This is a genomic window from Bowmanella denitrificans (assembly GCF_039522935.1).
GTDB lineage: Bacteria > Pseudomonadota > Gammaproteobacteria > Enterobacterales > Alteromonadaceae > Bowmanella > Bowmanella denitrificans.
Window position 1 is genome coordinate 1 of sequence record NZ_BAAAEI010000029.1, and the last position, 22,627, is coordinate 22,627.

The following is a 22,627-nucleotide window of genomic DNA, read 5'->3' on the forward strand; positions in this document are numbered from 1 at the left end:
TCAAGCGGGACGCGCATTCTACGCCATCCGGTTTCTGTGTCAAGCAACTTTTTTAAATTTCGTTGCTTGCCGCTCCTTGAATCTTCCTGCCTTCCTGGCTGACTGGGAGACCTTTCTGCCTGCCCCGTCGAAGTGGTGCGCATTCTAGAGATTTCCGCACAACCGTCAACAGGTTTTTTAAGAAAATTTATCGTTTGGCGAGTTATTGAGCATTTAAGGCATTAAACGTCCATTTTTGCTACTATTCCTCTGTTCAAACAGCGGAATAGAGTGAAATGAGCTTAGGATTTTATAAGAAGGCATATCCCAAACTTGGCAAAAATTGTTACGTTGATGACAGTGCAGTATTAAAAGGTGACATTGAATTAGGTGATGACAGCAGTATTTGGCCATTAGTTGCGGCCCGCGGTGATGTCAATCATATCCGCATTGGTGCTCGCACTAATGTTCAGGATGGTACCATACTACACGTAACGAGGAAGTCGACGCAGCATCCGGCTGGGTATCCGCTGATAATAGGCGACGATGTCACTGTCGGTCATAAGTGTATGTTGCATGGCTGCACACTGGGCAACCGTATCTTAGTGGGAATGGGCGCCATTATTATGGACGGCGCCATCGTTGAGGATGATGTGTTTATTGGTGCCGGTAGTCTGGTGCCACCAGGTAAAGCTCTCGAATCAGGCTATCTATATGTAGGCAGCCCGGTTAAACAGGCCCGCAAACTCACCGAAGCCGAGCAGACCTTTCTTAAACAATCTGCCATTAATTATGTGGAGCTAAAAGACGATTACCTGGCTCAGGCTTGAGAAAGCGACATCCTTAATGCCTGACGAACTGGTTGTGTGTCAGGCATAATCCCACGCCATAAGTAGAAACTTTGCGCCGCCTGCTCCACCAGCATGCCAAGGCCATCCAAGGTTAATCCAGCCCCCTGTGCAGCACACCAATTGTTAAATGCAGTAATTTCTTTGCCATATACCATATCGTAACAGACGGGCTGATTAGCTATATAAGAAGAGGCTATATCAGGTGACTCACCAGATAAGCTGGAAGATGAAGCGTTAATTACCACATCAAAGGCCATAGGGGGTATCGCTTCTAATCCACTTCCCGTTACCGGCCCAAACTGGCAAAAATGGCGCGCCAGCTCCTCAGCCTTAGCCGCTGTACGATTGGCGATATGTAGCATGCCTGGCTGTTGTTTCAAAATGGGCAGCACCACACCACGGGTCGCCCCACCAGCACCTAAAATAAGTACTGCTTTATCTTTTAACCCAACACCATTAAACAGCAGGTCCTTCACCAGCCCAATACCATCGGTATTGTCTCCCAGTAGCTTTCCATCCTGGTAAATTAATGTATTCACCGAACCGGCTTGCCTGGCCGCCGGTGAAAGCTGTTCGACCAGCTTAAAAGCCTGTTCTTTGAAAGGTACTGTGACATTAGCGCCTCGCCCACCAGAGGCAATGAAGGTACTTACACTTTCCGCAAAGCCATCCAAGGGTGATAAGATCGCAGCATAGTGCAAAGATTGCCCGGTCTGCTCGGCAAACATCTTATGAATAAAGGGTGACTTGCTATGCGCAATAGGGTTACCGAAGACTGCGTATTGATCCATGGTATTAAAAAAGATGACAGATTGGCTTGCGAGCCTAACCCAGAAACAGGCTAACGACAAACCCACCAGCCTGTATGACCTGATTGGTGGTAAAGACACAACCTACAAACTCTGCCATCGCTTCTATGACATTATGCAAAGCGACCCGAAAGCCAGCGAGTTATTGGCTATTCACCAAGCGGACTTAACCCAGACCAGACAAAAGTTCTATGAATTTATGAGCGGCTGGTTGGGCGGGCCACCTTTATTTGAGCAAAAGTACGGGCATCCCAGGCTCAGAGCCAGACACTTACATGCAAAGATTAATCAACAGATGATCAACCAATGGCTGTATTGTATGAATCAGGCATTAGAGGATTGTGTGGCGGATTCACGGCTGCGCCAGGTTATCTGGCAGAATCTGGTGCCTCTGGCGCAGCATATGAAAAATCAGGACTGAGGCTCAGCCAACCAGTCAACAGCTTTAAGATAATGTTGATAAAGCTGGTCTTCACGGCTACCCGGCAAAGGTGAATAGTCATATTCCCAGCGGGCCAGTGGTGGCATAGACATCAGAATAGACTCTGTGCGACCGCCGGTTTGCAAGCCAAACAAGGTGCCACGGTCGTATACCAGATTAAATTCCACATAACGGCCACGCCGGTATAACTGAAACTCACGCTCCTGATCACCAAAAGCCAATTGTTTACGACTTTCAATAATCGGCACATAAGCATCGAGATAGCCGTTACCTACCGCTTGCATAAAAGCGAAGCTCTTCTCAAAGCCCCACTCATTGAGGTCATCAAAGAACAGCCCCCCCACACCGCGAGTCTCACCCCGATGTTTAAGGAAGAAGTAGTCGTCACACCACTTTTTATACCTCGGATAAACATCTTCGCCAAATGGCTGGCAAAGGTTACGAGCGACATTGTGCCAATGCAGCACATCCTCTTTGAAGGGATAAAAAGGTGTCAAATCAAAACCACCACCAAACCACCATACCGGTGCTTCACCTGCTTTTTCCGCCACAAAAAAGCGTACATTAGCATGTGAAGTGGGCACAAAAGGATTGTGAGGATGTATTACTAAGGATACCCCCATGGCCTGAAAACTGCGGCCAGCCAGCTCTGGGCGGGCAGCCGTGGCCGAGGGCGGCAACTGCTGACCGAATACATGTGAGAAATTCACCCCCCCCTGTTCTATCACCTGGCCTTTACGCATCACCCGGGTTCTGCCACCGCCGCCTTCCTGACGCTGCCAGTTATCTTCAACAAAGTTACCTTTGCCATCGACCAGCTCCAGGGTCTGGCAAATACTATTCTGCAAGCCCAATAAAAATTGTTTAACCTGATCAAGATTAATTTGCGACATCTGCCGTTCCTATGCTCTGACGACCTGGCCGGTCAGTCCGTTGCGAATCTGTGTAGGTTGCGCCTGCTGACCCACTTCCCCCTGAACAATATGTACGCGCCCTGCAAAAATTCGGGCTACCTCTTCCACAGTTCGGGCCGGTTCCTGTCCAGCCAGATTTGCACTGGTCGACACCAATGGCTTATCGAGAAAATCACACAATGTCCTGACAACCGGGTGAGCAGACACGCGCACCGCGATCAATGGCGAACCACCTGTGATCCAATCTGGTGCCCGTTCAGATTTAGGTAACAACCAAGTATAGGGCCCAGGCCAACTGGAGATGATTTGGGTGCGCCGGTCCATGGGAATAGCGTTGTCATTTATGTAGGGTAGTAGCTGGGAAAAATGACTGGCGATCAGGATGACACCTTTCTCCACCGGTCGCTGCTTTAACGCCAGAATGTTAAAAACCGCTGCCTCATTATCAGGGTCACACCCCAGGCCGAACACGGCCTCCGTAGGGTAGGCCAGCACCTCGCCCTGATAAAACACTCGGTGTAACTCAGCATCAATATTCAAAATGTGTTTACTCATTACCGTTTCACTAATTAGGCGGCATGTTAATAACAGAAGATAGAAGTACTATTCACTGGCCATTTTATGTTGGCAAGCCTTCTGAGGGCAAATCAGCATATTGCCTTTTCGTACCATCAAGGGCCAGTTACAAACCGGACAGGTTTTGGTAACAGGTGGTAAGTTGAGTAGGTAACGACAATGGGGGTATTGGTCACAAGCATAGAAGCTTTTGCCAAACTTATTGGTGCGCCGCAGCAACTTACCTTTGTGGCAGACAGGGCATCCAAGCTGCTCGTCTTCTTGCTGCTCAAGTTTCTCTATATGGTGGCAATCAGGAAAATTAGTACAGCCAATAAACAGACCAAAGCGCCCTTTCTTTACCGCCAGTGGTGAATGGCACGCCGGACAGGCGGTCCCCTCGATCACTTTCACCTCATGGCTTTGATATTCATGCAGGGGCTTGCTGAAATGGCAAGCCGGGTAGCGACTGCAGCCCAAAAATGGGCCGCTTTTGCCGGAACGGATCTGCAGCTTAGCCTGACACTGCGGGCAACTACCATAAGCATGCTGCAGGGCATGTTCATCGGCGTTAAAAAGTGAGTGATCTATCTTTGACATAAGCGGATTATGTCATAATCGGGGCTCGCTTAATATCTAAGCGTTGTAGAAAAGGTACGACTAGTGCAGTGGGCCTTCTGGCTCCTCAAACAGCAGATCTTCCATCTGGGCATAGGCATTTTCTTTGCCTGGCACATTAAACAGCACCATCAATACCACCCATTTGAGATCTTCCAGGCAAAATTCAGCAGCATCAATTTCCATTACCCTGTCGATAACCATCTCACGGGTACTGGCATCCAATACTTTGATTTGCTCAAGAAACATCAAGAAACCACGACATTCCACATCTAAACGCATCTCCTCTTCCTGGGTATAGATGCGAGTAACCGGCATGGCAGACATATGCGCCAGGTACGGATTGGTATCCGATTCCTGTAAGGCAGCCAATTTTTCCAGCCAGGATAATGCCTTGTAAATTTCATCATGATGAAATCCGGCACGCACCAATTCTTCGGTCAACTCGTCCTGATCGACACGAATTTCGGTTTCACTGTGGATGAAGTTCTCGAACAGATACATGAGGATGTCAAACATACTATTTTCCCCTCAATTTGACGTAACCACCGGGGACGGCAGCTACCAGGCCACGCAGCTCATATTCTAGTAATTGTGCAAGCACTTGTGTCACCGGCATGCCGCTGCGCTGTGCAATCACATCAATAGATGTGACTTCAAATTCTACACTAACCAACAATGGATCCTTTGCCAAGCCATTCCCGCTACTTTTTTCTGAGGACGGATGGCCCTGATTTTGAACTTCAAGAGCAAGATTTTGATATTCTTCGAGAATATCTTCAACAGCCGTCACCAGCTTAGCACCTTGTTTGATTAAATAATGACAACCCTCCGTTAGGGGATTGTATATATTTCCGGGCACAGCAAATACGTCCCGCCCTTGTTCCAATGCATAACGAGCGGTAATCAGTGAACCACTGCGCAGTGCAGCCTCAACCACCAGCGTACCCAGACTCAGTCCACTGATAATACGATTTCGTCTGGGAAAGTGCTCCGGTAAGGCGGATTGACCAGGTGCAAACTCAGACAACAAACAGCCACCACATTCACTGATTTGATTTGCCAGAGCAAGATGCCTGCGCGGATAAACGTTAGCCAGGCCAGAACCAAGTACGGCAATAGTCTTGCCATTAACCTTCAAAGCCCCTTTATGCGCCCAGCCATCTATACCCAAAGCAAGGCCACTGGTCACAATAAGCCCGGCGAGGGATAGCTGTCCGGCAAGCTCAAAGGCACTCTGCTGGCCACTGGAAGAAGGACTGCGACTACCGACAATAGCAAGTTGAGGACAATCTAAAATATCAGCTTGCCCCTTTCCAAACAGCAAAAGTGGCGGGCGGGATAATTGCCTGAGCTGATTGGGATAGCGTTTGTCTGACAGAGGCAGAAGAAAATGTTGCGCGTCTTTGCTGAGCCAGTCTAACGAGTCGGCGATCCATCTTTGATTGGGATTTTTCAGTTGTCGTATTTGCTCTTCATGTAACCCGCAGCGGCGCAACTGCTTAGCATCCCATTGCAAAAGCAACGGCAAATGTCCTCCTGTGTCTTGCAGGAGTTTTATCAACAGCTCGCCACTTAAGCCTGACATTTGATCCAACGTCAGCCAGGCCATCATATTGTCTTCGTTTGTCATGCCAGTCCCTGCAATGACCAATCAAGGGTGCGCGACTAAAGCACCCCGCTTAATGATTTTTGATGCCTTAACGATTAGCGCATAACTGGTGTTATCAAACACCTTAAAAATAACCAACTCCCCCACCTTTAGTGGTGGTGCGGTTAACACATCGTCATTTTCTACCATGCCAAACAGCCAACTATTGCTTTCTACATACCTGGGCTTGTCAGCTTCATTAATTGTTGGACCTTGTTGGTAAATGCCCATCACTGTGCCAGCCTGAACATTCTGCTCTGCCCCCAAATCCAGGGCCACGATATCCAGCTTACCCATCAAATTGTGTTCCCGCAGATTGCCGATAATAAAACCGTGCACATCGGTTGCCGCCTGCAACTGCAGATCCTGCATGCCAGTGAGCCGGGCTTTAGCAGTCAGACGATCCCCTTGCACGGCCTCGAAATTGGCATCTTTTACATCTACCAGCATCAGGGCCTGCTGCTCTGTAGGTAACAGCGAGGCATCTGCTACATGGCGGACCTGCACACCAATAGGATTGTCCTGCATGTCATACAAGATATTTTGTTGACGTAACAGCATCAAGGGCGATTCTGTTTCTCCCTGCTGTCCCACCACCAGGTCCCCGGTGGCATAACGCACACCGCCATCATAATCACCAAGCAACTTAGGCAAGGCTTCGTATTCTTCCTCTGCCATCACCAAGCCATGCTCGACAAAAGGCTCAATCACAGTCCAGGGCAACACCGCTATAGGGTCAGCGCTTTTCTCCAGGCGCTTGCCTGCAGGCGACAACTTGAATTCAGCCTTGGATTGGCCATTGCGATTGACCACTAGCATTGGCTCGCCATCCGCTCCCCACTCCAGTTTAAGTTCGTCCCCTGGATAGATCAGATGAGGATTCTTAATCTGCGTATTGTGTCGCCATAATTGCGGCCAAAGCCATGGCTGTTGCAGATATAGAGAAGAGATATCCCAGAGTGTATCTCCTTGCTTTACTACATAGGTTTTCGGCGCATCGGGTTTAATATCGACGGCCATACACCAGGCTGGCACGAGCCATAACCATACCAACCCAATTGACAACTTAAGTCGCATAAATCCCCCACTGAGCCTTGCATGCTCTGTCCCGAATAGCCGCTAACCCAAACAGTTACCGCGGTGTTCTTCATACCTTATCAATATCGCCAGGCTATTATGTTTTGCTGGCGATTGGGCTAGAATAACCATTAAAACCAAGTATTAAATAGCCCGTTGTGGCATTTCGTATGAGATTCCATATGCTTGGATCCATTAACTAGTGTAGCTGAATATAAGATGGCCAAATTAGAAGTTCTGCGCTTTCCGGATGAGCGCCTGCGTACCGTTGCTAAGCCAGTCAAGGAAGTCAATGCTGACATCCGTCGGTTGGTTGACGACATGTTTGAAACCATGAAAGCCGAAAATGGTATAGGTTTAGCCGCCACCCAGGTAAATGAGCATATTCGCCTGGTAGTCATGGATGTGTCTGAAGAACAAGACAATCCACTGGTCTTTATTAACCCGGAAATTACCGAGAAGCAGGGTTCCACCATCAGTGAAGAAGGTTGTCTGTCTGTTCCCAACAATTATGCCAAGGTAGACCGGGCGGAGCGAATCAAAGTCACCGCTTTAGACAGAGATGGAAAAGAGTTTACCCTTGAAGCAGAAGGCTTACTGGCAATTTGTATCCAACATGAACTTGACCATCTGCGTGGTGTGCTGTTCGTTGACTACCTGTCCCCGCTGAAACGCCAGCGTATTCGCAAAAAATTGGAAAAAGAAGCCCGTCAGTTGGAAAGAGTCTGATATCCAGTGAATACAAAACTAAACGTGATTTTTGCCGGCACGCCAGATTTTGCCGCCCGGCATTTACAGGCCCTGTTGGGTTCTACGCATAATGTCATCGCGGTCTATACCCAACCGGATCGCCCGGCAGGAAGAGGCAAGAAGTTACAAGCCAGTGCGGTTAAACAACTGGCACAGGAACATGACATACCCGTATTCCAGCCTGAGACATTGAAAACGGCCGATGCACAGCAACAATTGGCCGAATTAAAAGCCGACATAATGATAGTGGTTGCTTACGGACTTATTCTTCCACAGGCGGTTTTGGATATGCCTAAACTCGGCTGCCTGAATGTTCATGGTTCATTGTTACCCAGATGGCGGGGCGCAGCACCTATTCAGCGAGCCATTTGGGCAGGAGACACACACACAGGCGTCACCATTATGCAGATGGATAAGGGCCTGGATACCGGTGCGATGTTGTATAAAGCCAGCTTGCCTATTGGCGAGCAGGATACCAGTGCCAGCTTGTATGAAAAGTTGGCCGAGCTAGGCCCCAAGGCTCTGTTAACCACGTTGCATGAATTGGACAATCTGAAGGCTGAAATTCAGGATAACGCTCAGGCCAACTATGCAGAAAAGTTAAGTAAGGATGAAGCTCGCCTTGACTGGACATTGGATGCATTGCAGTTAGAACGCAATACACGCGCCTTTAATCCCTGGCCGGTGTGCTTTTTTGAACTTGCAGGACAACCGGTTAAAGTTTGGCAAGCACAGGTTGAGTCAGGCAAGGGGCAACCCGGCCAAATACTGGATGTCAGCAAACAAGGGCTGTTGGTAGCAACAGGCAACCAAGCTCTGCGCATACAAATCCTGCAACTGCCAGGCAAAAAAGCCATGCCTGTGGCGGATATTCTGAATGCCAGAAAAGACTTGTTTGAAGCCGGAAACAGACTGTCTTGAAAACTACATCGCTAAGAGCTGATGCAGCCAGAACACTTTTTCAGGTACTGGAGCAAGGCAAATCCCTGCGGGAATTGCTACCTGAGCTGCAAAGCCAGCATAAAGAGCAGGACCGCGCCTGGTTGCAGGAAATGTTGTACGGGGTTCTACGTCAACTACCGCTGTTACAGTATTGGCTGAGGCAATTACTTGAGAAGCCGTTAAAGTCCAACCAGAAAGCGGTAGAACACCTCATTATGCTGGGTTTTTATCAGTTGGCTTTCAGTCGGGTTTCTCAGCATGCTGCTGTGGCAGAAACAGTAGGAGCCTGCCAAAACCTTAAATGTCCTGGATTGAAAGGCCTGGTTAATGCTTGTTTGCGCAATTTTATTCGCCAGAATCTGCAACAAAACTTGCCTGACGATAAACAGATCCTCTCAGGGCTCCCCAAATGGCTATACAAAAAGCTGTTACAGCATTATCCAGAGCAACTGGATGAAATCAGTGCGGCCATGAACACTAAGGCGCCAATCTGGCTCAGGGTCAATACCACCCGCATCAGCAAAGACGATTTCACCGCGGAGTTAGACAAGGCCGACATTACTTATTTGTCAGAGGGCCTACCTGCGCAAGCGCTGTTATTAACCAAAGGAATGGATTTGACTCAGTTGCCGGGCTACCAACAAGGTTGGTTTGCTGCTCAGGATGGTGCCGCTCAGCAGGCTGCTGCACTGCTGGCTCCACAGAAAGGTGAGCACATCCTTGACGCATGTGCAGCGCCAGGTGGGAAGACCTGTCATTTGCTGGAATATCAGCCAGATATTCATTGCACGGCAATGGATTGTGACCCGGGCAGATTGCAAAGGGTAGAAGAAAACCTGCTAAGACTTGGACACCAGGCCAAGGTTGTGTGTGGTGACGCTGCCAACCCCGAAGACTGGTGGGACGGCAAACAGTATGATCGGATCCTACTCGATGCACCCTGCTCTGCCACAGGCGTAATTCGCCGTCATCCGGATATCAAGTGGCTGCGCAAAGGGGCGGATATTGCAAATCTGGCGCAATTGCAGCAAAAAATCCTGCATGCGATTTGGGCATTGTTGAAGCCTGGCGGCACCCTGTTATACGCAACCTGCTCTATTTTGCCGGAAGAAAACGCACAACAGATCACAGCCTTCCTGCAATGTCAGGCAGATGCCAGATTGTCCCCCCTGCACGAGGCAGACAATATCGATAATCCAGGCTGGCAGATACTGCCTGGCGAAATGCAGATGGATGGCTTCTATTACGCGAGGCTGATAAAGTCTTAATCCAACCCATGACTGTTATGGGTTAACAACAAGAATAGCGGGTTATGAAGATAATCATTGTGGGTGCAGGCCAGGTAGGCGGAACTCTGGCAGAAAATCTGGTAGGCGAAAAAAACGAAATCACCGTGATTGACGCCGATTACGATATATTACGTAATCTGCAAGACCGCCTGGATTTGCAGGTGGTATCCGGTTTTGGCTCCCACCCTGATATTCTGAAAAAAGCCGGTGCAGAAGATGCCGACATGTTGATCGCGGTAACTAACAGCGACGAAACCAACATGATGGCCTGCCAGGTTGCCCACAGTTTGTTTAAAACGCCAACCAAAATCGCCAGAATCCGCTCTGAACAGTACCTGGTTTATCAGGAACAATTGTTTAAACACTCGGATATTCCGGTGAATCATCTGATCGCCCCGGAGCAATTGGTGACCCGCGCGATAAAACGCCTGATTGATTACCCGGGCGCATTACAGGTCGTGGAGTTTGCCGAGGGCAAAGTCAGTCTGGTGGCCGTTAAGGCTTATTACGGTGGCCTGCTGGTTGGCCATGCACTATCAGCCCTGAAAGAGCATATGCCGAATGTGGAAACCCGGGTGGCGGCGATATATCGCCGAGGCAAGCCCATTCGCCCGCTGGGTACCACAGTAATAGAAGCAGATGACGAAGTGTTCTTTATCGCTGCCACCAAACACATACGTGCGGTGATGAGTGAGTTACAAAAACTCGAAGCCAGCTATAAACGTATCATGATTGCAGGCGGTGGTCTTATTGGTGCGGGTCTGGCCAGGCAGTTGGAAGAGAAGCACCAGGTCAAGCTGATCGAATTCAGTCAGGAAAGAGCCCGCTATCTTTCTTCCAATCTGAAAAAGACCATCGTTTTTTGCGGCGATGCATCCGACCAGGAACTGCTTCTGGAGGAGCAGGTTGAGCAGATAGACGTATTTATTGCCGTTACCAACGACGATGAGGCCAATATTATGTCTGCCATGCTGGCTAAACGTATGGGTGCGCAAAAAGCCATGGTGCTCATTCAGCGCAGTGCCTACGTGGATTTGGTTCAGGGTGGAGAGATCGATATCGCCATATCGCCGCAACAAGCCACCATCTCAGCGCTGTTAACACACGTGCGCCGTGGTGACGTAGTAAACGTTTATTCACTGCGACGTGGCGCGGCCGAAGCGATAGAAGCCATAGCCCATGGTGACGCCAATACATCCAAAGTGGTGGGCAGAACCATCAATGATATAAAACTACCGCCAGGCACCACCATAGGTGCTGTGGTGCGTAAAGACGAGGTCATTATCGCTCACGGGGATACGGTGATTGAGGCCGATGATCATGTCATCCTGTTTCTGGTAGACAAGAAGTTTATCAGCGATGTTGAAAAGTTGTTCCAGCCCAGCGCTTTCTTTTTTGGCTAGGGCTGCGGGCTGCGGGCTGCGGGCTGCGGGCTGCGGGCTGCGGGCTGCGCAGCATCAGATATCAAACGGCAGAAAAGAAAAAAGCTCTAAACTTACGTTTAGAGCTTTTTCCGAGAATTGGTGCCCAGGAGAGGACTTGAACCTCCACGGCCTTTCGGCCACTAGCACCTGAAGCTAGCGTGTCTACCAATTCCACCACCTGGGCGAGAAGTGCGCGTACTTTATTGAGTCACGCTCTGGTTGTCAACACTCGTTATGAACTTTTTATGTCGTTCGCGTGTTTTTTCACCTTGGCGTTCAACTTTTAACCTGCGATTTTGGAAAATGCGGTGATACCGTCTGGCGAATTTCATTTCCCCAGACAATGGCCTGGTTGAAAAGCCCATGTAACATCTTCTGGCTCAGGTCTAACTGTCCGGACAATTTAATCAACGCCAGCCAGTTTGCACTTTCAAATGCTCTGGCCAAACCAAGATAATTCTTCAAACGCCCCTCCTGCCCACACAAGGCTTGTTTGATTTCTTCATCAATTGGCAATTTTTCCACTAAATGCTCCATGCTCTGATCAAGCAAAGCATCCAACAAAGAAAACAAGCCAACCAAAAAGCCTTTTGGAGGATTATCCTGATCTTTCTTGGCCAAACTCACCAACTCGCAGAACTTAGCCCTGACCAAAGACAGATGCAATAACTCCATGGGTTTCTCTTCACCCATATTGGCCAGGGCCAGAATAGAGATAAACTTCTTCAGCTCCACTTCCCCCAGATAATTCAGGGCATGGCGCAAGGACGAGATCTTGTAGCGTTTGTTTATGGTTGGGTTATTAATAAACCGCAACAACATGTATGACAGGCCTACATCCCTTTCGAATATGGCGTTGACCCGTTCAAAATTAAAGTCTCTGCTGCTGCTCTCCTGCAGTAATTCCAACAGGGCAAGTTTGGAGGTCGGCAGGTTACGCTGACGAATAACCTCGGGCTTGGCAAAGAAGAAGCCCTGGAAGTAGTCAAAACCAAGTTCTTTGAAACGATTGAAGTCCTCGTAGGTTTCAACTTTTTCGGCTACCAGTTGCACCTTGGCTTGCTTAAACTTGGCAATGTTACGGGCAATGGTCTCGTAGTCACTGCGTAAAGTGTCAACTTTGATAATATCCACATAGGGCAGGAACATGTCCCACTTTGGGTCAAAGTTATGGTCATCCAGTGCCAGCTTATAGCCCTGGTCTTTTATTTGTTTACAGGCTGCCAGCATATTGTTGTCGGTAGGCACAGTTTCAACGATTTCCACTACTACAGACTCAGGATCCAACATGGTGGGAAAACCATGCAACAAGGTTTCTTTGTGGAAATTAATGAACGACGTTTTATGACAGGCTATATCTTCTAACCCCAACGTCAGGTGACTACCAGTCAGAATCTTTGAAGTGGCCTCGTCAGGGCGGATATCCGGAAAACAGTTCTTTCTGCCATCCCTGAATAGCAGTTCATAGGCAAAGACATTCCTGTCACTGTCCAGAATGGGATGGCGGGCTATATAAGCAAACATATTCTAACCCCCGAGCGGTCCGCCTTCGGCATTCTTACAGCAAGCCCGCTATTGTATGCAAAGTGTAAACAAACAGACTGTATCAGATAGCGCTTAGAAAACCAGCGCTATCATACAATATCAGCTGCAGCTGGGATGCGGATCTCCAACCTGCCGCTAACTGACTCAACTGCGCCAGAAGGTCGGTGAAAACAACACCAGCAAAGAGAATACTTCCAGACGACCAAATAACATGGCCAATACTAACCACCACTTCCCCGCATCGGTCACATCCGCAAAGTTCGCCGCCACCGCGCCCAGGCCCGGTCCGAGATTATTCAAACAAGCGGCCGTTGCAGAAAAAGCCGTGATATTGTCCATGCCGGTTGCCACCAGCGCGATCATAATAATTAAAAACACCAGGGCATAGGCGGAAAAAAATCCCCATACTGCTTCAACCACTCGGTCTGGCAAAGCCCTGTCACCCAGTTTCACGGAATAAATGGCCTTGGGATGAATAAGTCTGTCCACTTCCCGCTTGCCTTGCAGGTAAAGCAGCAGTACCCGCACAACCTTCAAGCCACCACCGGTAGAGCTGGCGCAACCACCAATAAAGCTGGCAAAGATTAACAAGATAGGTAAAAAAACTGGCCAACTGGCAAAACTGTCTGTCGCAAAACCTGCGGTAGTACTGATAGAAACCGCATGAAACAAGGCTTGATCCAAAGCAGTTTCAACGTCGCTATACCAGTTATGTGCCGTCAGCGTGGCAAAACAAATCGCCACCAGTACAAACTGGATGATGAAAAATGCGCGCAGCTCAGGGTCATGTATATACACTTTTATGCTGCGATTGCTGAACGCATTGTAATGTAGAGCAAAATTTAGGGCTGAGATCCACAAAAATGCCACACAGACCAAATTAATTGCTGAGCTGTCAAAATATCCCAGGCTGGCGTCATAATTTGAAAACCCCCCTATCGCTACCGTTGAGAAAGCATGGCAGATAGCGTCAAACCAGTTCATACCTGCCACCCAGTACGCCAGCATGCAAGCGATGGTTAATCCCAGATATATGAACCAAAGATGCTTGGCCGTGTCGGCAATCCGCGGAGTCATCTTAGAATCTTTCACCGGGCCGGGAATTTCTGCCCGATACAACTGCATTCCGCCGACCCCCAGAATTGGCAGAATCGCCACAGCCAGCACAATGATGCCCATTCCCCCCAACCATTGCAGTTGCTGGCGATAAAATTGCACGGCTTTAGGCAGATAGTCTATTCCCTCTATTACTGTCGCCCCGGTAGTGGTTAAGCCGGAAAAAGATTCGAAAAAGGCGTCAGTTACCGACATCTGAGGTTGTTCGAGTAACAAAAATGGCAAAGCGCCGAAGCTGGCCAGTACCGTCCAGAATAACGCCACGATCAAGAAACCTTCTTTAGCACGCAATTCTTTACGATGTGCCCGGTTGGGATACCAGGACAAAAGGCCCGTCACCAAACACAAAAAGAACGCCAGTAAAAAAGGCAGACCACCACCGTCTGCGTAAATTAACGAAACAAAAGCAGGAGGAATCATGGTTACGCTGAATAAGGCAACCAACAAGCCGAGAATTCTGATTATTGTGCGGTACTGCATGTTGTCCTTAGCTAACTGCCCCTGTCGTTTGCCGCTCCAGATATTCCAGAAGTTGAAAATGATCTTTCGCTACAAATAGCGCGGTTTGGTCGAGGTAGTGGAAGAGCTCACTTTGTTCTTTACGGTGTACGAGTATGACCCGCTTGCCCTTTGCCATCGCCCTGACAATATCTCCAGCCATTTGCTGTGCATCATTTGGCCCGCTTAGCATAAACACCAACCAGTCTGCACTTTCAAGTAATGACTGGTTTATGCTCAGACACAATCGCTCGGCGAGAATATCATCTACCTGCAGCCTTGTCCCACCAACGTCTTGGTTAGACAAGGCATGAAAAAAGTTTATCGGCAACTGTCTGGACACAAGCACATCCCGGAGTGCCCGGAGCTGTTGAGCGTTATTGCCTGCCAGATATACACGCTGTTGCATGATACTGAGTAAGATTGCCAATTCAGTATCCAATTATTGACCGACTGGGTGGAAATCAAAAGCCCAATTTGATGATTGCGACGCAGTTTACAAAGTTTCTTACAGAGCACCTCTGGTACAGTCCCTCCGCTAAACATACACTACTTGGATCCCTACCCTACGGAGAATCGGATGAAAAGAATATCAATATGGAGCTTGCTGATACTATTGGCCATGCCCGCCTTAGCGTCGCCAAAGCAGGATCAAGTGAAAAGTTTTACACTGCAAAATGGCATGAAGTTTCTGGTGTTGGAGGACCATTCCATTCCAAATGCCAATTCTTATCTGTTTTGGCGTGTGGGTTCACGCAATGAGTATCCGGGTATCACCGGGCTTTCGCATTTCTTTGAACATATGATGTTCAATGGTGCCAAGAAATACGGCCCAAAAGAGTTTGACCGTACCATGGAGGCTGCAGGTGGCAGTAATAATGCGTATACCACTGAAAACCTGACGGTATACACCAACTGGTTTCCGGCTGACCAATTGAACTTAATCTTTGAACTGGAAGCGGATCGTATCCAGCATCTGGCGATTGACCCGCAAATGGTGGAGAGCGAACGAGGCGTGGTCATGTCCGAACGCTCAACAGGGCTGGAGAATTCCAATTTCCGCGCAATCTGGGAAGAGGTGAAGGGCAGTGCTTTTCGCGCGCACCCCTATAGCTGGTCGGTAATAGGTCACGAGTCTGACATCATTAACTGGACAATGGATGACCTTATTCAATACCACAAAACGTATTACGCCCCGAATAACGCCGTTATGGTGGTAGCGGGCGATGTGACCCTGGACGAAGTAAAGACATTGGCGGAAAAGCATTTCGCCCCCATCCCGGCCCAGCAGCCCCCCAGAGAAGTGCACACCGTAGAACCAGAACAGAAAGGTGAACGGCGGGTGTATTTGCACAAAGCCTCGGTTTCCAGCCCCAATCTGATGATGGCCTTTCATGTGCCCAATTCACGCCACGAGGATTATTATGCGTTGGCGGTACTGGCGGATATTCTGTCCACCGGCAATAGCTCCAGACTGCAGAGTAGCCTGGTGTTCGAGCAACAATTGGCCACCGAGCTTTTTGCCTATTTCCCAGAGTCCATTGACCCTAACCTGTTTTATATTTATGCCGTGGCCAATCCCGGTGTCGATGCCAATAAGCTGGAGGAAGGCATTATCGCCCAGTTGCAAAAAATCAAACAGGAAGGCATCAGCGAAGAAGAATTGCAGAAGGTCAAAAACCGTCGCCTGGTAGATTTTTATCGGGAGATGTCCACCATCAATGGTAAAGCCAACACCTTGGGTACCTACGAAATGTATTTTGGTGACTATCAGGCGCTGTTTGATGCCCCGGCAAAACTGGAAAGTCTGACAACGACAGATGTTCAACGTGTAGCCAAACAATATCTTAAAAAGGCCAACCGCACAGTCGGCATCTTAGACGCTCAGGAGGACAGCCATGCAGACGATCTCTAAGTTTATTATTTCCGTTTTACTTTGCAGTCTGAGCCTGGCTAGTGTGGCGGCAGAATTTGTGCTGCCAGCTTATGAAAAAGTCACGCTTAAAAATGGCCTGACCTTGTATCTGATGGAACAACATGAAGTTCCTTTGGTAGACCTGTATATCACTGTGAAAGCTGGTGCCACTGCTGACCAAAAAGCAGGTCAGGCCAAATTAACGGCGGCAAACCTGTTGCTTGGCACGCAATCTCTGTCTCGCGCGGAGCTCGAAGCCAAATTGGATTTTATTGGCGCCGAATTAGATGCCGATGCCATGCTGGAGTATTCAACAATACAGGCTTCTGCCGCCAGTAAGGATCTTGATCAGATATTGGGTTGGGTTCGTGACAGCTTACTGACACCGGCATTCAATCAACAGGAATTCAATAATCACAAGCAACGTTACCTGGCTGGTCTGCAGCAAAAAGCAGAAAGCCCAAAGGCGGTGATTAAAGACTACTTCAATGCCCAACTTTTCAAAGGGCATGCCTATGCTGCACAGGTAGACGGCTCCAGCCGGTCGGTAGCCACTATTGAGCTTGAGGATATTAAGGACTTCCATCAGCGTTGGTACAAGCCCGACAACACCGCTGTCATCGTGGCGGGAGATTTTAATACTGAACAGCTTAAGAAAAAACTGCAGTCGCTCTTTGCAAATTGGCAGGGTAACACTGAAGCCATGCCCGCAATTACAGCGCCGACCTTTCCCACACAAGCGCAGTTGATGCTGGTGGATAAGGCAGATGCCGTAGAAAGTACCTTTATGATTGGTGGGCCTGGCATTGCCATGAGCAACCCTGATTACGTAGCCGTAAGCGTGATTAATACCGTATTAGGTGGGCGCTTCACATCATGGCTTAACGATGAATTACGCGTTAATTCTGGTCTGACCTATGGCGCACGCAGCACGTTTGAAGCCTATCAGCAAAGTGGCAGCTTTTATATTTCCACCTTCACCAAAACCGAAACCACCAAGCAAGCCATAGACTTGGCCCTGCAGACATACCAAAGGTTATGGGAAAAAGGCATAGACCAGGAAACTCTGGAGTCAGCCAAGGCCTATGTAAAAGGTCAGTTCCCACCGCGCTATGAGACCTCTACTCAATTGGCAAATCTGATGTCGTCTATGTTTGTGTATGGCTTTAACGAGGACTTTATCAATAACTTCTCTAGCCAGGTAAATGCCCTGACACCAGACAAAGCAAAACAACTGGTGAACAAATACTTCCCCAAAGCGCAGTTGCAATTTGTGGTAGTGGGTCGTGCCGATGCAATTCGCGAAAGCTTGAAAGACTATGGTCAGATGCAACAGGCCAGTATTCAGCCAACACAAGAGTGAATTGTACCCTTTAGGGTTTATTAAAAGCTGACATCCTGATGGCCAAATCAACACCTTGATTTGGCCATTTGTTTTTTTACTTAGAATGTTTTTTTGTGATGAGATAGCTGCAGCGTCTGGCTCCGTCAAGAATATGCTCCATACGCTGCACATGATACTGTTCACCAATGCAGGCCTGAAAAAGTTCCAGCTCCGAGCGGCAAAACTGCTGGCATTGATTGGCTGCGGTGCAGATTGGGCAATGGTTTTCCATAAACCAATAGCCGCGGCCCGGCTCCTCCTGCCAACTGGCCATGTACCCTTCCCGGCTGCGAATTTCACTCAGACACATTAGTTTATCGGTGATGTTTTCGAGCCCCTGCATGCTTGCCAGATACTCCTTTCGACTGGTCGCTTCGCGGCGACGAATAATCTTCTCCAATCCCTGCTCGCCAAACTCCTGCTTTGCCGACGCCAATAATTGCAGACTAAGATGTGCGTGCATATCCCCAAAGCGTTGCTGGGCAAGCTCGGTCAACTGCCAAAACTGCTTGGGACGACCCACCTGACCCTGGCGGGAAAAGTGACTGACCAGGTTTTGTCGGGCTAATTGCAACAGATGTTGCCTGGCCCCCATTGCCGTCATCTGTAAAGCATCAGCCAATTGCCGGGCGGTCATCTCACCCCGGTTTTTAAGCAGGTACAGAATTTTATCGCTGCTGGCTTGCACGGAGCATTCTCATACCAAGGATAAAACCTTATCTACCAGCTTATTTATACCCACTGCCGCTTCTGCAATATTTTGCGCCAGCATGTAAGCTGGGGTAGTTACCAGTTTTCGTGATTCATCCACAACAATGTCTTGCACCTGACAGCTCACATGGGTTGCATCCATTGCAACAAGCGCATCTGCCGTAGCCGGGTCATTACCAATTGTTAGCTTTACCTGCTGACCATACACCCTGGCAGCCAATGCCGGTGCGATACACATATAGCCAGCGGGTTTACCACTGTTGGCAAATGCCTGACATACCTCCATGACCTGCGGCTGAATCTCACAATTCTTCCCATTGACAGCAAAATCACACAAATTTTTTGCTGCGCCAAAACCGCCAGGCACGAACAGTGCAGAATATTCAGCAGGATCAAGCTCGCTGATGGGCAAAATATCGCCCCTGGCAATGCGCGCAGCTTCCACCAATACGTTACGCTGCTCACCTTCGGCCACTTCGCCAGTGCGATGGTTGATGACATGCAGTTGGAGCAAATCCGGAGCGAAACACTGGTATGCCACACCTCGCTGGCTAAGGGCCAGCATGGTCAATACGGATTCATGAATTTCCGCCCCGTCATATACACCGCACCCACTCAATAAAATCGCCACTTTGCTCATTTTTCGCTCCAATGCCCGTCAATACTGGCTTATGCTATTTGCTTCAAAACCACATAGCCAATCAATCTAAAAATTAATCAATCAAGGCTTTTCTTCGACTTTGGGTATGGTAGAGTAGCTCTCCCCTGCGGCCAAGTGCAATTTCCAGGCTGCAGGATTATCCACAAAGGATTATAAAAAAAATAACAGGTCCTGCGGTCCCCTGTTTTTTTCATAAGCCAGTATTTATAAGACTTTCCAACACTTTGCTTTTGTATAGGCGAGGTGCGTTATGTTATGCAGGAAAACTTAATCAACAACCTTATCCACAGGTTGTAAAGTCTGTGGATAATCCTTGGCATAGCTCAACGTCATCGCTTATGGCATCCTAGCCAGCATTCTCAGCCAGAGCTCAAGACCATGTCGACAAAACCCACTTATCCTCTGATTCTAGTAGATGGTTCCTCTTATTTGTTCCGAGCCTTTCACGCCATACGTGATCTATCCAACTCCAAGGGCCAACCCACTAATGCTGTTTACGGCGTTATCAATATGTTGCGCAGCCTAATCAAGCAATATCATCCCACGCATATGGCTGTGGTATTTGATGCCAAAGGCAAAACGTTCAGGGATGACATCTACCCAGAATATAAAGCTCAACGCCCGCCGATGCCGGATGACCTGAGAGTGCAGATAGAGCCAATCCATGAAATTATCAAAGCGATGGGACTGCCTATTCTGGTGGTTGAAGGAGTCGAAGCCGATGATGTTATCGGCACATTGGCCCGACAGGCCAGTGCAGCCGGCATTCCAACGCTGATTAGTACTGGTGACAAAGATATGGCCCAGTTGGTGGACGATAAGGTTACCTTAATCAACACCATGACCAATACCCTGATGGACCCCCAGGGCGTCGTTGAGAAGTTTGGTATACCGCCAGATCTAATCATTGATCTATTGGCCCTGAAGGGCGACAAAGTTGACAATATTCCCGGTGTACCTGGTGTGGGTGACAAAAGCGCGCTGGCGATGCTACAAGGTTTGGGTGGCATAGAGGAAATTTATGCCAGACTCGATGAAATAGCGCAATTGGACTTTCGGGGCGCCAAAACCATGGCCATCAAGATGCAGGAGCATGAAACACAGGCCAGGTTATCCTACGAGCTGGCTACAATAAAAACCGATGTCGAATTAGCTGTTAGTCCCGAACAGTTGCTGCCTACCACGCCAGATAAACCACGACTGGCCAGTTTGTATAGCGAGTTCGAATTTAAACGCTGGCTGGAAGAGTTGGGCCAGGAACAAGACCAAGCCCTGCCAGAAACGCAGGTAGCAACGGAGATTAGCGCAGAAGATTATGAAACCATCCTGGATAAGGCACACTTCAACCTGTGGCTGGATAAGTTAAAGTCAGCTCCTCTGATTGCACTGGATACTGAGACGACCAGTCTGGATTATATGCAGGCCCAACTGGTGGGCTTTTGCTTTGCCGTCGCGCCTGGACAGGCGGCCTACCTGCCCGTGGGCCACGACTATATGGATGCACCGGCGCAACTGGACAAGGAATGGGTATTACAGCAGTTAAAGCCACTGCTGGAAGATGAACAGTGTCGCAAGGTAGGTCAACATATTAAGTATGATAAAAATGTGCTGGCAAACCATGGTATAAACCTCAAAGGTATTGCCTTTGACACTATGCTGGAGTCTTACGTAAGCAACAGTGTGGCCGGTCGCCATGATATGGACAGCCTGGCTGAACGCCATCTGGGTCATCAGACCATTCATTTTGAAGATATCGCTGGTAAAGGAGCCAAACAGCTAACCTTTAACCAAATTCCGCTGGAGCAGGCAGCTAAATACGCCGCAGAAGATGCCGATATTACGCTGCGGTTGCACCAGGCTATGTGGCCGGCTCTGGAACAAAACCAAGACCTTTGTGCCGTCCTCACTGATATCGAGATCCCTCTGGCAACCGTGCTGTCAAAGATGGAGGTTCAAGGCGTATTAATCGATGCCCAGAAGCTCAACGAGCAAAGCCAGCAACTGGCCGTACGCATTATGGAACTTGAAAAGCAAGTGCATGAGCAGGCCGGGCAAGAGTTCAACCTGGGGTCCCCCAAGCAGTTGCAGGAAATTTTATTTGAGAAAATGAACCTGCCGGTGATTAAAAAAACCCCCAAAGGTGTGCCATCGACATCTGAAGATGTGCTGCAGGTGTTAGCCAATCAGTATCCTCTGCCTAAGCTTTTGATGGAGTACCGGGGGCTGACCAAGCTCAAAAACACTTACACCGACAAACTGCCCAAAATGATCAACCCAAAAACCGGCCGGGTGCATACTTCTTATCATCAGGCGGTAGCAGCCACTGGCAGATTGTCATCTACCGATCCTAATCTGCAGAATATTCCAATCCGTACCGAGGAAGGTCGCCGGGTCAGACAGGCCTTTATTGCCTCACCAGGCTATAAAGTGGTTGCAGCGGATTACTCTCAGATAGAGCTGCGAATTATGGCCCACTTGTCTGCAGATAAAGGTCTGCTGAGCGCCTTCTCACAAGGTAAAGATATTCACCGGGCAACGGCTGCCGAGGTATTTGGGGTGGAGCTGGACGAAGTAACAGCCGAGCAAAGACGCAGCGCTAAGGCCATCAACTTCGGACTGATTTATGGCATGTCAGCTTTTGGTTTGTCTCAGCAGTTGAATATTCCGCGAGGCGAAGCCCAGAGTTACATGGATTTGTATTTTGAGCGCTACCCTGGCGTATTGAAGTATATGGAAACCACCAGAGAACAAGCGAAAGAGCAGGGTTACGTCAGCACCGTGTTTGGCAGACGCCTCTATCTGCCCGAAATCAAATCCAGCAATGCTGCCCGTCGCAAAGGGGCTGAGAGAGCGGCTATTAATGCGCCCATGCAAGGAACTGCGGCAGATATCATCAAAAAGGCCATGTTGGCAGTAGATGCCTGGATTGACCAACTCCCCGTTGGAGAAGTGCGGATGATTATGCAGGTACATGACGAACTGGTATTTGAAATAAAAGAACAAAACCTGGAAGAAAATAGACAAAAAATCATTAGCCTGATGGAAAATGCTGCAACCCTGGCGGTTCCTCTGGTAGTGGAAGCTGGCATAGGAGCCAACTGGGATGAGGCACACTAGCCCAAACGGTCGAAATCAACGCAATGTAATTTAGTTACAAAAACCTCTTGCTTTTATCCGGAACATGGCTATTATTCAAGCTGTAGGGTACAGAGGTAAGATGTTCTATCTTTCAGACCTTTGCTTTAGGCCCCGGCATTGCCGGGGCTTTTTTTATGTTCAGAATGAACGGCACGAAAAACAGCCCCTGCGTTTTCGTCACTTCCGCCCTCCCTGGCGGTCGTATGCATTGGGTTCATGGAGAAACAGGAGCCTTGATGCCCCCTTCAACAATGCGTTAAGAAAAGCACACCCAGACTTTTTTATAAAAAATCGATTTTCTTCTGAACTTTTCAGCAACATCAGCGTCTGAATATACGGTTTATGTGTGTGTCCCTGA

21 protein-coding genes and 1 tRNA gene are annotated in these 22,627 nt (G+C 48.8%); 9 read left to right on the forward strand and 13 right to left on the reverse strand.

Translation table 11 applies throughout. From position 1 onward, the window contains the following. Positions 1-275: 275 nt before the first annotated feature. Positions 276-809, forward strand: a complete 534-nt coding sequence (locus ABD028_RS20840) for a gamma carbonic anhydrase family protein (protein WP_102794825.1) — start codon at positions 276-278, stop codon at positions 807-809. Here ABD028_RS20840 and aroE read toward each other — a convergent pair. After that, positions 800-1,621, reverse strand: coding sequence for a shikimate dehydrogenase (aroE, locus tag ABD028_RS20845; protein ID WP_343847323.1), 822 nt, complete (start codon positions 1,619-1,621; stop codon positions 800-802). The genes ABD028_RS20840 and aroE overlap by 10 nt on opposite strands. 13 nt (positions 1,622-1,634) lie before the next feature. Between aroE and ABD028_RS20850 the strand changes: the two genes are divergently transcribed. Then, the gene (locus ABD028_RS20850) at positions 1,635-2,060 is read left to right on the forward strand and encodes a group II truncated hemoglobin (protein ID WP_102794878.1); all 426 of its coding nucleotides are present in this window, start codon (positions 1,635-1,637) and stop codon (positions 2,058-2,060) included. Here ABD028_RS20850 and hemF read toward each other — a convergent pair. Genes hemF through ABD028_RS20880 form a run of 6 tightly spaced genes read right to left on the reverse strand, consistent with a single transcriptional unit; the run spans position 2,051 to position 6,896 of the window. Then, positions 2,051-2,974, reverse strand: coding sequence for an oxygen-dependent coproporphyrinogen oxidase (gene hemF / locus ABD028_RS20855; protein WP_102794823.1), 924 nt, complete (start codon positions 2,972-2,974; stop codon positions 2,051-2,053). The genes ABD028_RS20850 and hemF overlap by 10 nt on opposite strands. A gap of 9 nt (positions 2,975-2,983) precedes the next feature. Beyond that, positions 2,984-3,550, reverse strand: coding sequence for an L-threonylcarbamoyladenylate synthase type 1 TsaC (gene tsaC / locus ABD028_RS20860; protein WP_343847324.1), 567 nt, complete (start codon positions 3,548-3,550; stop codon positions 2,984-2,986). Between the two features lie 48 nt (positions 3,551-3,598). Continuing rightward, a complete protein-coding gene (locus tag ABD028_RS20865; RefSeq protein ID WP_343847325.1) occupies positions 3,599-4,150 on the reverse strand; it encodes a DNA topoisomerase family protein in 552 nt (183 codons plus the stop codon). Between the two features lie 60 nt (positions 4,151-4,210). After that, positions 4,211-4,687: a DUF494 family protein gene (locus ABD028_RS20870; protein ID WP_102794820.1), complete on the reverse strand. Its 477-nt coding sequence runs from the start codon at positions 4,685-4,687 to the stop codon at positions 4,211-4,213. A gap of 1 nt (position 4,688) precedes the next feature. Then, entirely contained in the window at positions 4,689-5,801 is a 1,113-nt protein-coding gene (gene dprA / locus ABD028_RS20875) for a DNA-processing protein DprA (RefSeq protein ID WP_343847326.1), read from the reverse strand. A 21-nt stretch (positions 5,802-5,822) separates the two neighbouring features. Beyond that, positions 5,823-6,896, reverse strand: a complete 1,074-nt coding sequence (locus tag ABD028_RS20880; protein WP_343847327.1) for a LysM peptidoglycan-binding domain-containing protein — start codon at positions 6,894-6,896, stop codon at positions 5,823-5,825. A 219-nt stretch (positions 6,897-7,115) separates the two neighbouring features. Between ABD028_RS20880 and def the strand changes: the two genes are divergently transcribed. Genes def through trkA form a run of 4 tightly spaced genes read left to right on the forward strand, consistent with a single transcriptional unit; the run spans position 7,116 to position 11,280 of the window. Continuing rightward, positions 7,116-7,625, forward strand: a complete 510-nt coding sequence (gene def, locus ABD028_RS20885; protein ID WP_102794817.1) for a peptide deformylase — start codon at positions 7,116-7,118, stop codon at positions 7,623-7,625. Positions 7,626-7,631: 6 nt separating this feature from the next. Beyond that, positions 7,632-8,567 carry a methionyl-tRNA formyltransferase gene (gene fmt / locus ABD028_RS20890; RefSeq protein ID WP_343847328.1) on the forward strand — a complete coding sequence of 312 codons (936 nt, stop codon included), beginning with the start codon at positions 7,632-7,634 and terminating at the stop codon, positions 8,565-8,567. After that, complete coding sequence (rsmB, locus tag ABD028_RS20895; RefSeq protein WP_343847329.1) at positions 8,564-9,856, forward strand: 16S rRNA (cytosine(967)-C(5))-methyltransferase RsmB; 1,293 nt, start codon at positions 8,564-8,566, stop codon at positions 9,854-9,856. The genes fmt and rsmB overlap by 4 nt, the downstream gene beginning before the upstream one ends. Before the next feature lie 44 nt (positions 9,857-9,900). After that, positions 9,901-11,280 carry a Trk system potassium transporter TrkA gene (gene trkA / locus ABD028_RS20900; protein ID WP_102794814.1) on the forward strand — a complete coding sequence of 460 codons (1,380 nt, stop codon included), beginning with the start codon at positions 9,901-9,903 and terminating at the stop codon, positions 11,278-11,280. 118 nt (positions 11,281-11,398) lie between these two features. On the opposite strand, the gene ABD028_RS20905 is transcribed toward trkA, so the two are convergent. The 4 genes from ABD028_RS20905 to ABD028_RS20920 form a co-directional block, all read right to left on the reverse strand. Then, positions 11,399-11,485 (reverse strand) — tRNA-Leu (locus tag ABD028_RS20905). Between the two features lie 92 nt (positions 11,486-11,577). Next, on the reverse strand, positions 11,578-12,825 hold the full coding sequence (locus tag ABD028_RS20910; protein ID WP_102794813.1) for an EAL and HDOD domain-containing protein: 1,248 nt from the start codon (positions 12,823-12,825) through the stop codon (positions 11,578-11,580). A 165-nt stretch (positions 12,826-12,990) separates the two neighbouring features. After that, positions 12,991-14,442, reverse strand: a complete 1,452-nt coding sequence (locus tag ABD028_RS20915; RefSeq protein ID WP_102794812.1) for a TrkH family potassium uptake protein — start codon at positions 14,440-14,442, stop codon at positions 12,991-12,993. Between the two features lie 7 nt (positions 14,443-14,449). Further along, complete coding sequence (locus ABD028_RS20920) at positions 14,450-14,890, reverse strand: hypothetical protein (RefSeq protein WP_343847330.1); 441 nt, start codon at positions 14,888-14,890, stop codon at positions 14,450-14,452. 150 nt (positions 14,891-15,040) lie between these two features. Here ABD028_RS20920 and ABD028_RS20925 point away from each other — a divergent pair, with 150 nt between their 5' ends. Continuing rightward, positions 15,041-16,375, forward strand: coding sequence for a M16 family metallopeptidase (locus ABD028_RS20925; RefSeq protein WP_343847331.1), 1,335 nt, complete (start codon positions 15,041-15,043; stop codon positions 16,373-16,375). Continuing rightward, positions 16,359-17,738, forward strand: coding sequence for a M16 family metallopeptidase (locus ABD028_RS20930; protein WP_343847332.1), 1,380 nt, complete (start codon positions 16,359-16,361; stop codon positions 17,736-17,738). The genes ABD028_RS20925 and ABD028_RS20930 overlap by 17 nt, the downstream gene beginning before the upstream one ends. Before the next feature lie 76 nt (positions 17,739-17,814). Here ABD028_RS20930 and ABD028_RS20935 read toward each other — a convergent pair whose 3' ends face one another. Next, the gene (locus ABD028_RS20935) at positions 17,815-18,447 is read right to left on the reverse strand and encodes a helix-turn-helix transcriptional regulator (RefSeq protein ID WP_343847333.1); all 633 of its coding nucleotides are present in this window, start codon (positions 18,445-18,447) and stop codon (positions 17,815-17,817) included. 9 nt (positions 18,448-18,456) lie between these two features. Then, positions 18,457-19,110, reverse strand: a complete 654-nt coding sequence (gene elbB / locus ABD028_RS20940; RefSeq protein ID WP_102794808.1) for an isoprenoid biosynthesis glyoxalase ElbB — start codon at positions 19,108-19,110, stop codon at positions 18,457-18,459. A gap of 399 nt (positions 19,111-19,509) precedes the next feature. On the opposite strand from elbB, the gene polA reads away from it, so the two are divergent. Continuing rightward, positions 19,510-22,248 (forward strand): DNA polymerase I, encoded by a 2,739-nt coding sequence (gene polA / locus ABD028_RS20945; protein WP_343847334.1) that lies wholly within the window; start codon positions 19,510-19,512, stop codon positions 22,246-22,248. The last annotated feature ends 379 nt before the right edge of the window (positions 22,249-22,627 follow it).

What these genes read in the sequence shown, in the direction of transcription:
- ABD028_RS20840 (WP_102794825.1), top strand. Translation starts at nt 276, where the DNA reads ATGAGCTTAGGATTTTATAAGAAGGCATATCCCAAACTTGGCAAAAAT.
- aroE (WP_343847323.1), bottom strand. Translation starts at nt 1,621, where the DNA reads ATGGATCAATACGCAGTCTTCGGTAACCCTATTGCGCATAGCAAGTCA.
- ABD028_RS20850 (WP_102794878.1), top strand. Translation starts at nt 1,635, where the DNA reads ATGACAGATTGGCTTGCGAGCCTAACCCAGAAACAGGCTAACGACAAA.
- hemF (WP_102794823.1), bottom strand. Translation starts at nt 2,974, where the DNA reads ATGTCGCAAATTAATCTTGATCAGGTTAAACAATTTTTATTGGGCTTG.
- tsaC (WP_343847324.1), bottom strand. Translation starts at nt 3,550, where the DNA reads ATGAGTAAACACATTTTGAATATTGATGCTGAGTTACACCGAGTGTTT.
- ABD028_RS20865 (WP_343847325.1), bottom strand. Translation starts at nt 4,150, where the DNA reads ATGTCAAAGATAGATCACTCACTTTTTAACGCCGATGAACATGCCCTG.
- ABD028_RS20870 (WP_102794820.1), bottom strand. Translation starts at nt 4,687, where the DNA reads ATGTTTGACATCCTCATGTATCTGTTCGAGAACTTCATCCACAGTGAA.
- dprA (WP_343847326.1), bottom strand. Translation starts at nt 5,801, where the DNA reads ATGACAAACGAAGACAATATGATGGCCTGGCTGACGTTGGATCAAATG.
- ABD028_RS20880 (WP_343847327.1), bottom strand. Translation starts at nt 6,896, where the DNA reads ATGCGACTTAAGTTGTCAATTGGGTTGGTATGGTTATGGCTCGTGCCA.
- def (WP_102794817.1), top strand. Translation starts at nt 7,116, where the DNA reads ATGGCCAAATTAGAAGTTCTGCGCTTTCCGGATGAGCGCCTGCGTACC.
- trkA (WP_102794814.1), top strand. Translation starts at nt 9,901, where the DNA reads ATGAAGATAATCATTGTGGGTGCAGGCCAGGTAGGCGGAACTCTGGCA.
- ABD028_RS20910 (WP_102794813.1), bottom strand. Translation starts at nt 12,825, where the DNA reads ATGTTTGCTTATATAGCCCGCCATCCCATTCTGGACAGTGACAGGAAT.
- ABD028_RS20915 (WP_102794812.1), bottom strand. Translation starts at nt 14,442, where the DNA reads ATGCAGTACCGCACAATAATCAGAATTCTCGGCTTGTTGGTTGCCTTA.
- ABD028_RS20925 (WP_343847331.1), top strand. Translation starts at nt 15,041, where the DNA reads ATGAAAAGAATATCAATATGGAGCTTGCTGATACTATTGGCCATGCCC.
- ABD028_RS20930 (WP_343847332.1), top strand. Translation starts at nt 16,359, where the DNA reads ATGCAGACGATCTCTAAGTTTATTATTTCCGTTTTACTTTGCAGTCTG.
- elbB (WP_102794808.1), bottom strand. Translation starts at nt 19,110, where the DNA reads ATGAGCAAAGTGGCGATTTTATTGAGTGGGTGCGGTGTATATGACGGG.
- polA (WP_343847334.1), top strand. Translation starts at nt 19,510, where the DNA reads ATGTCGACAAAACCCACTTATCCTCTGATTCTAGTAGATGGTTCCTCT.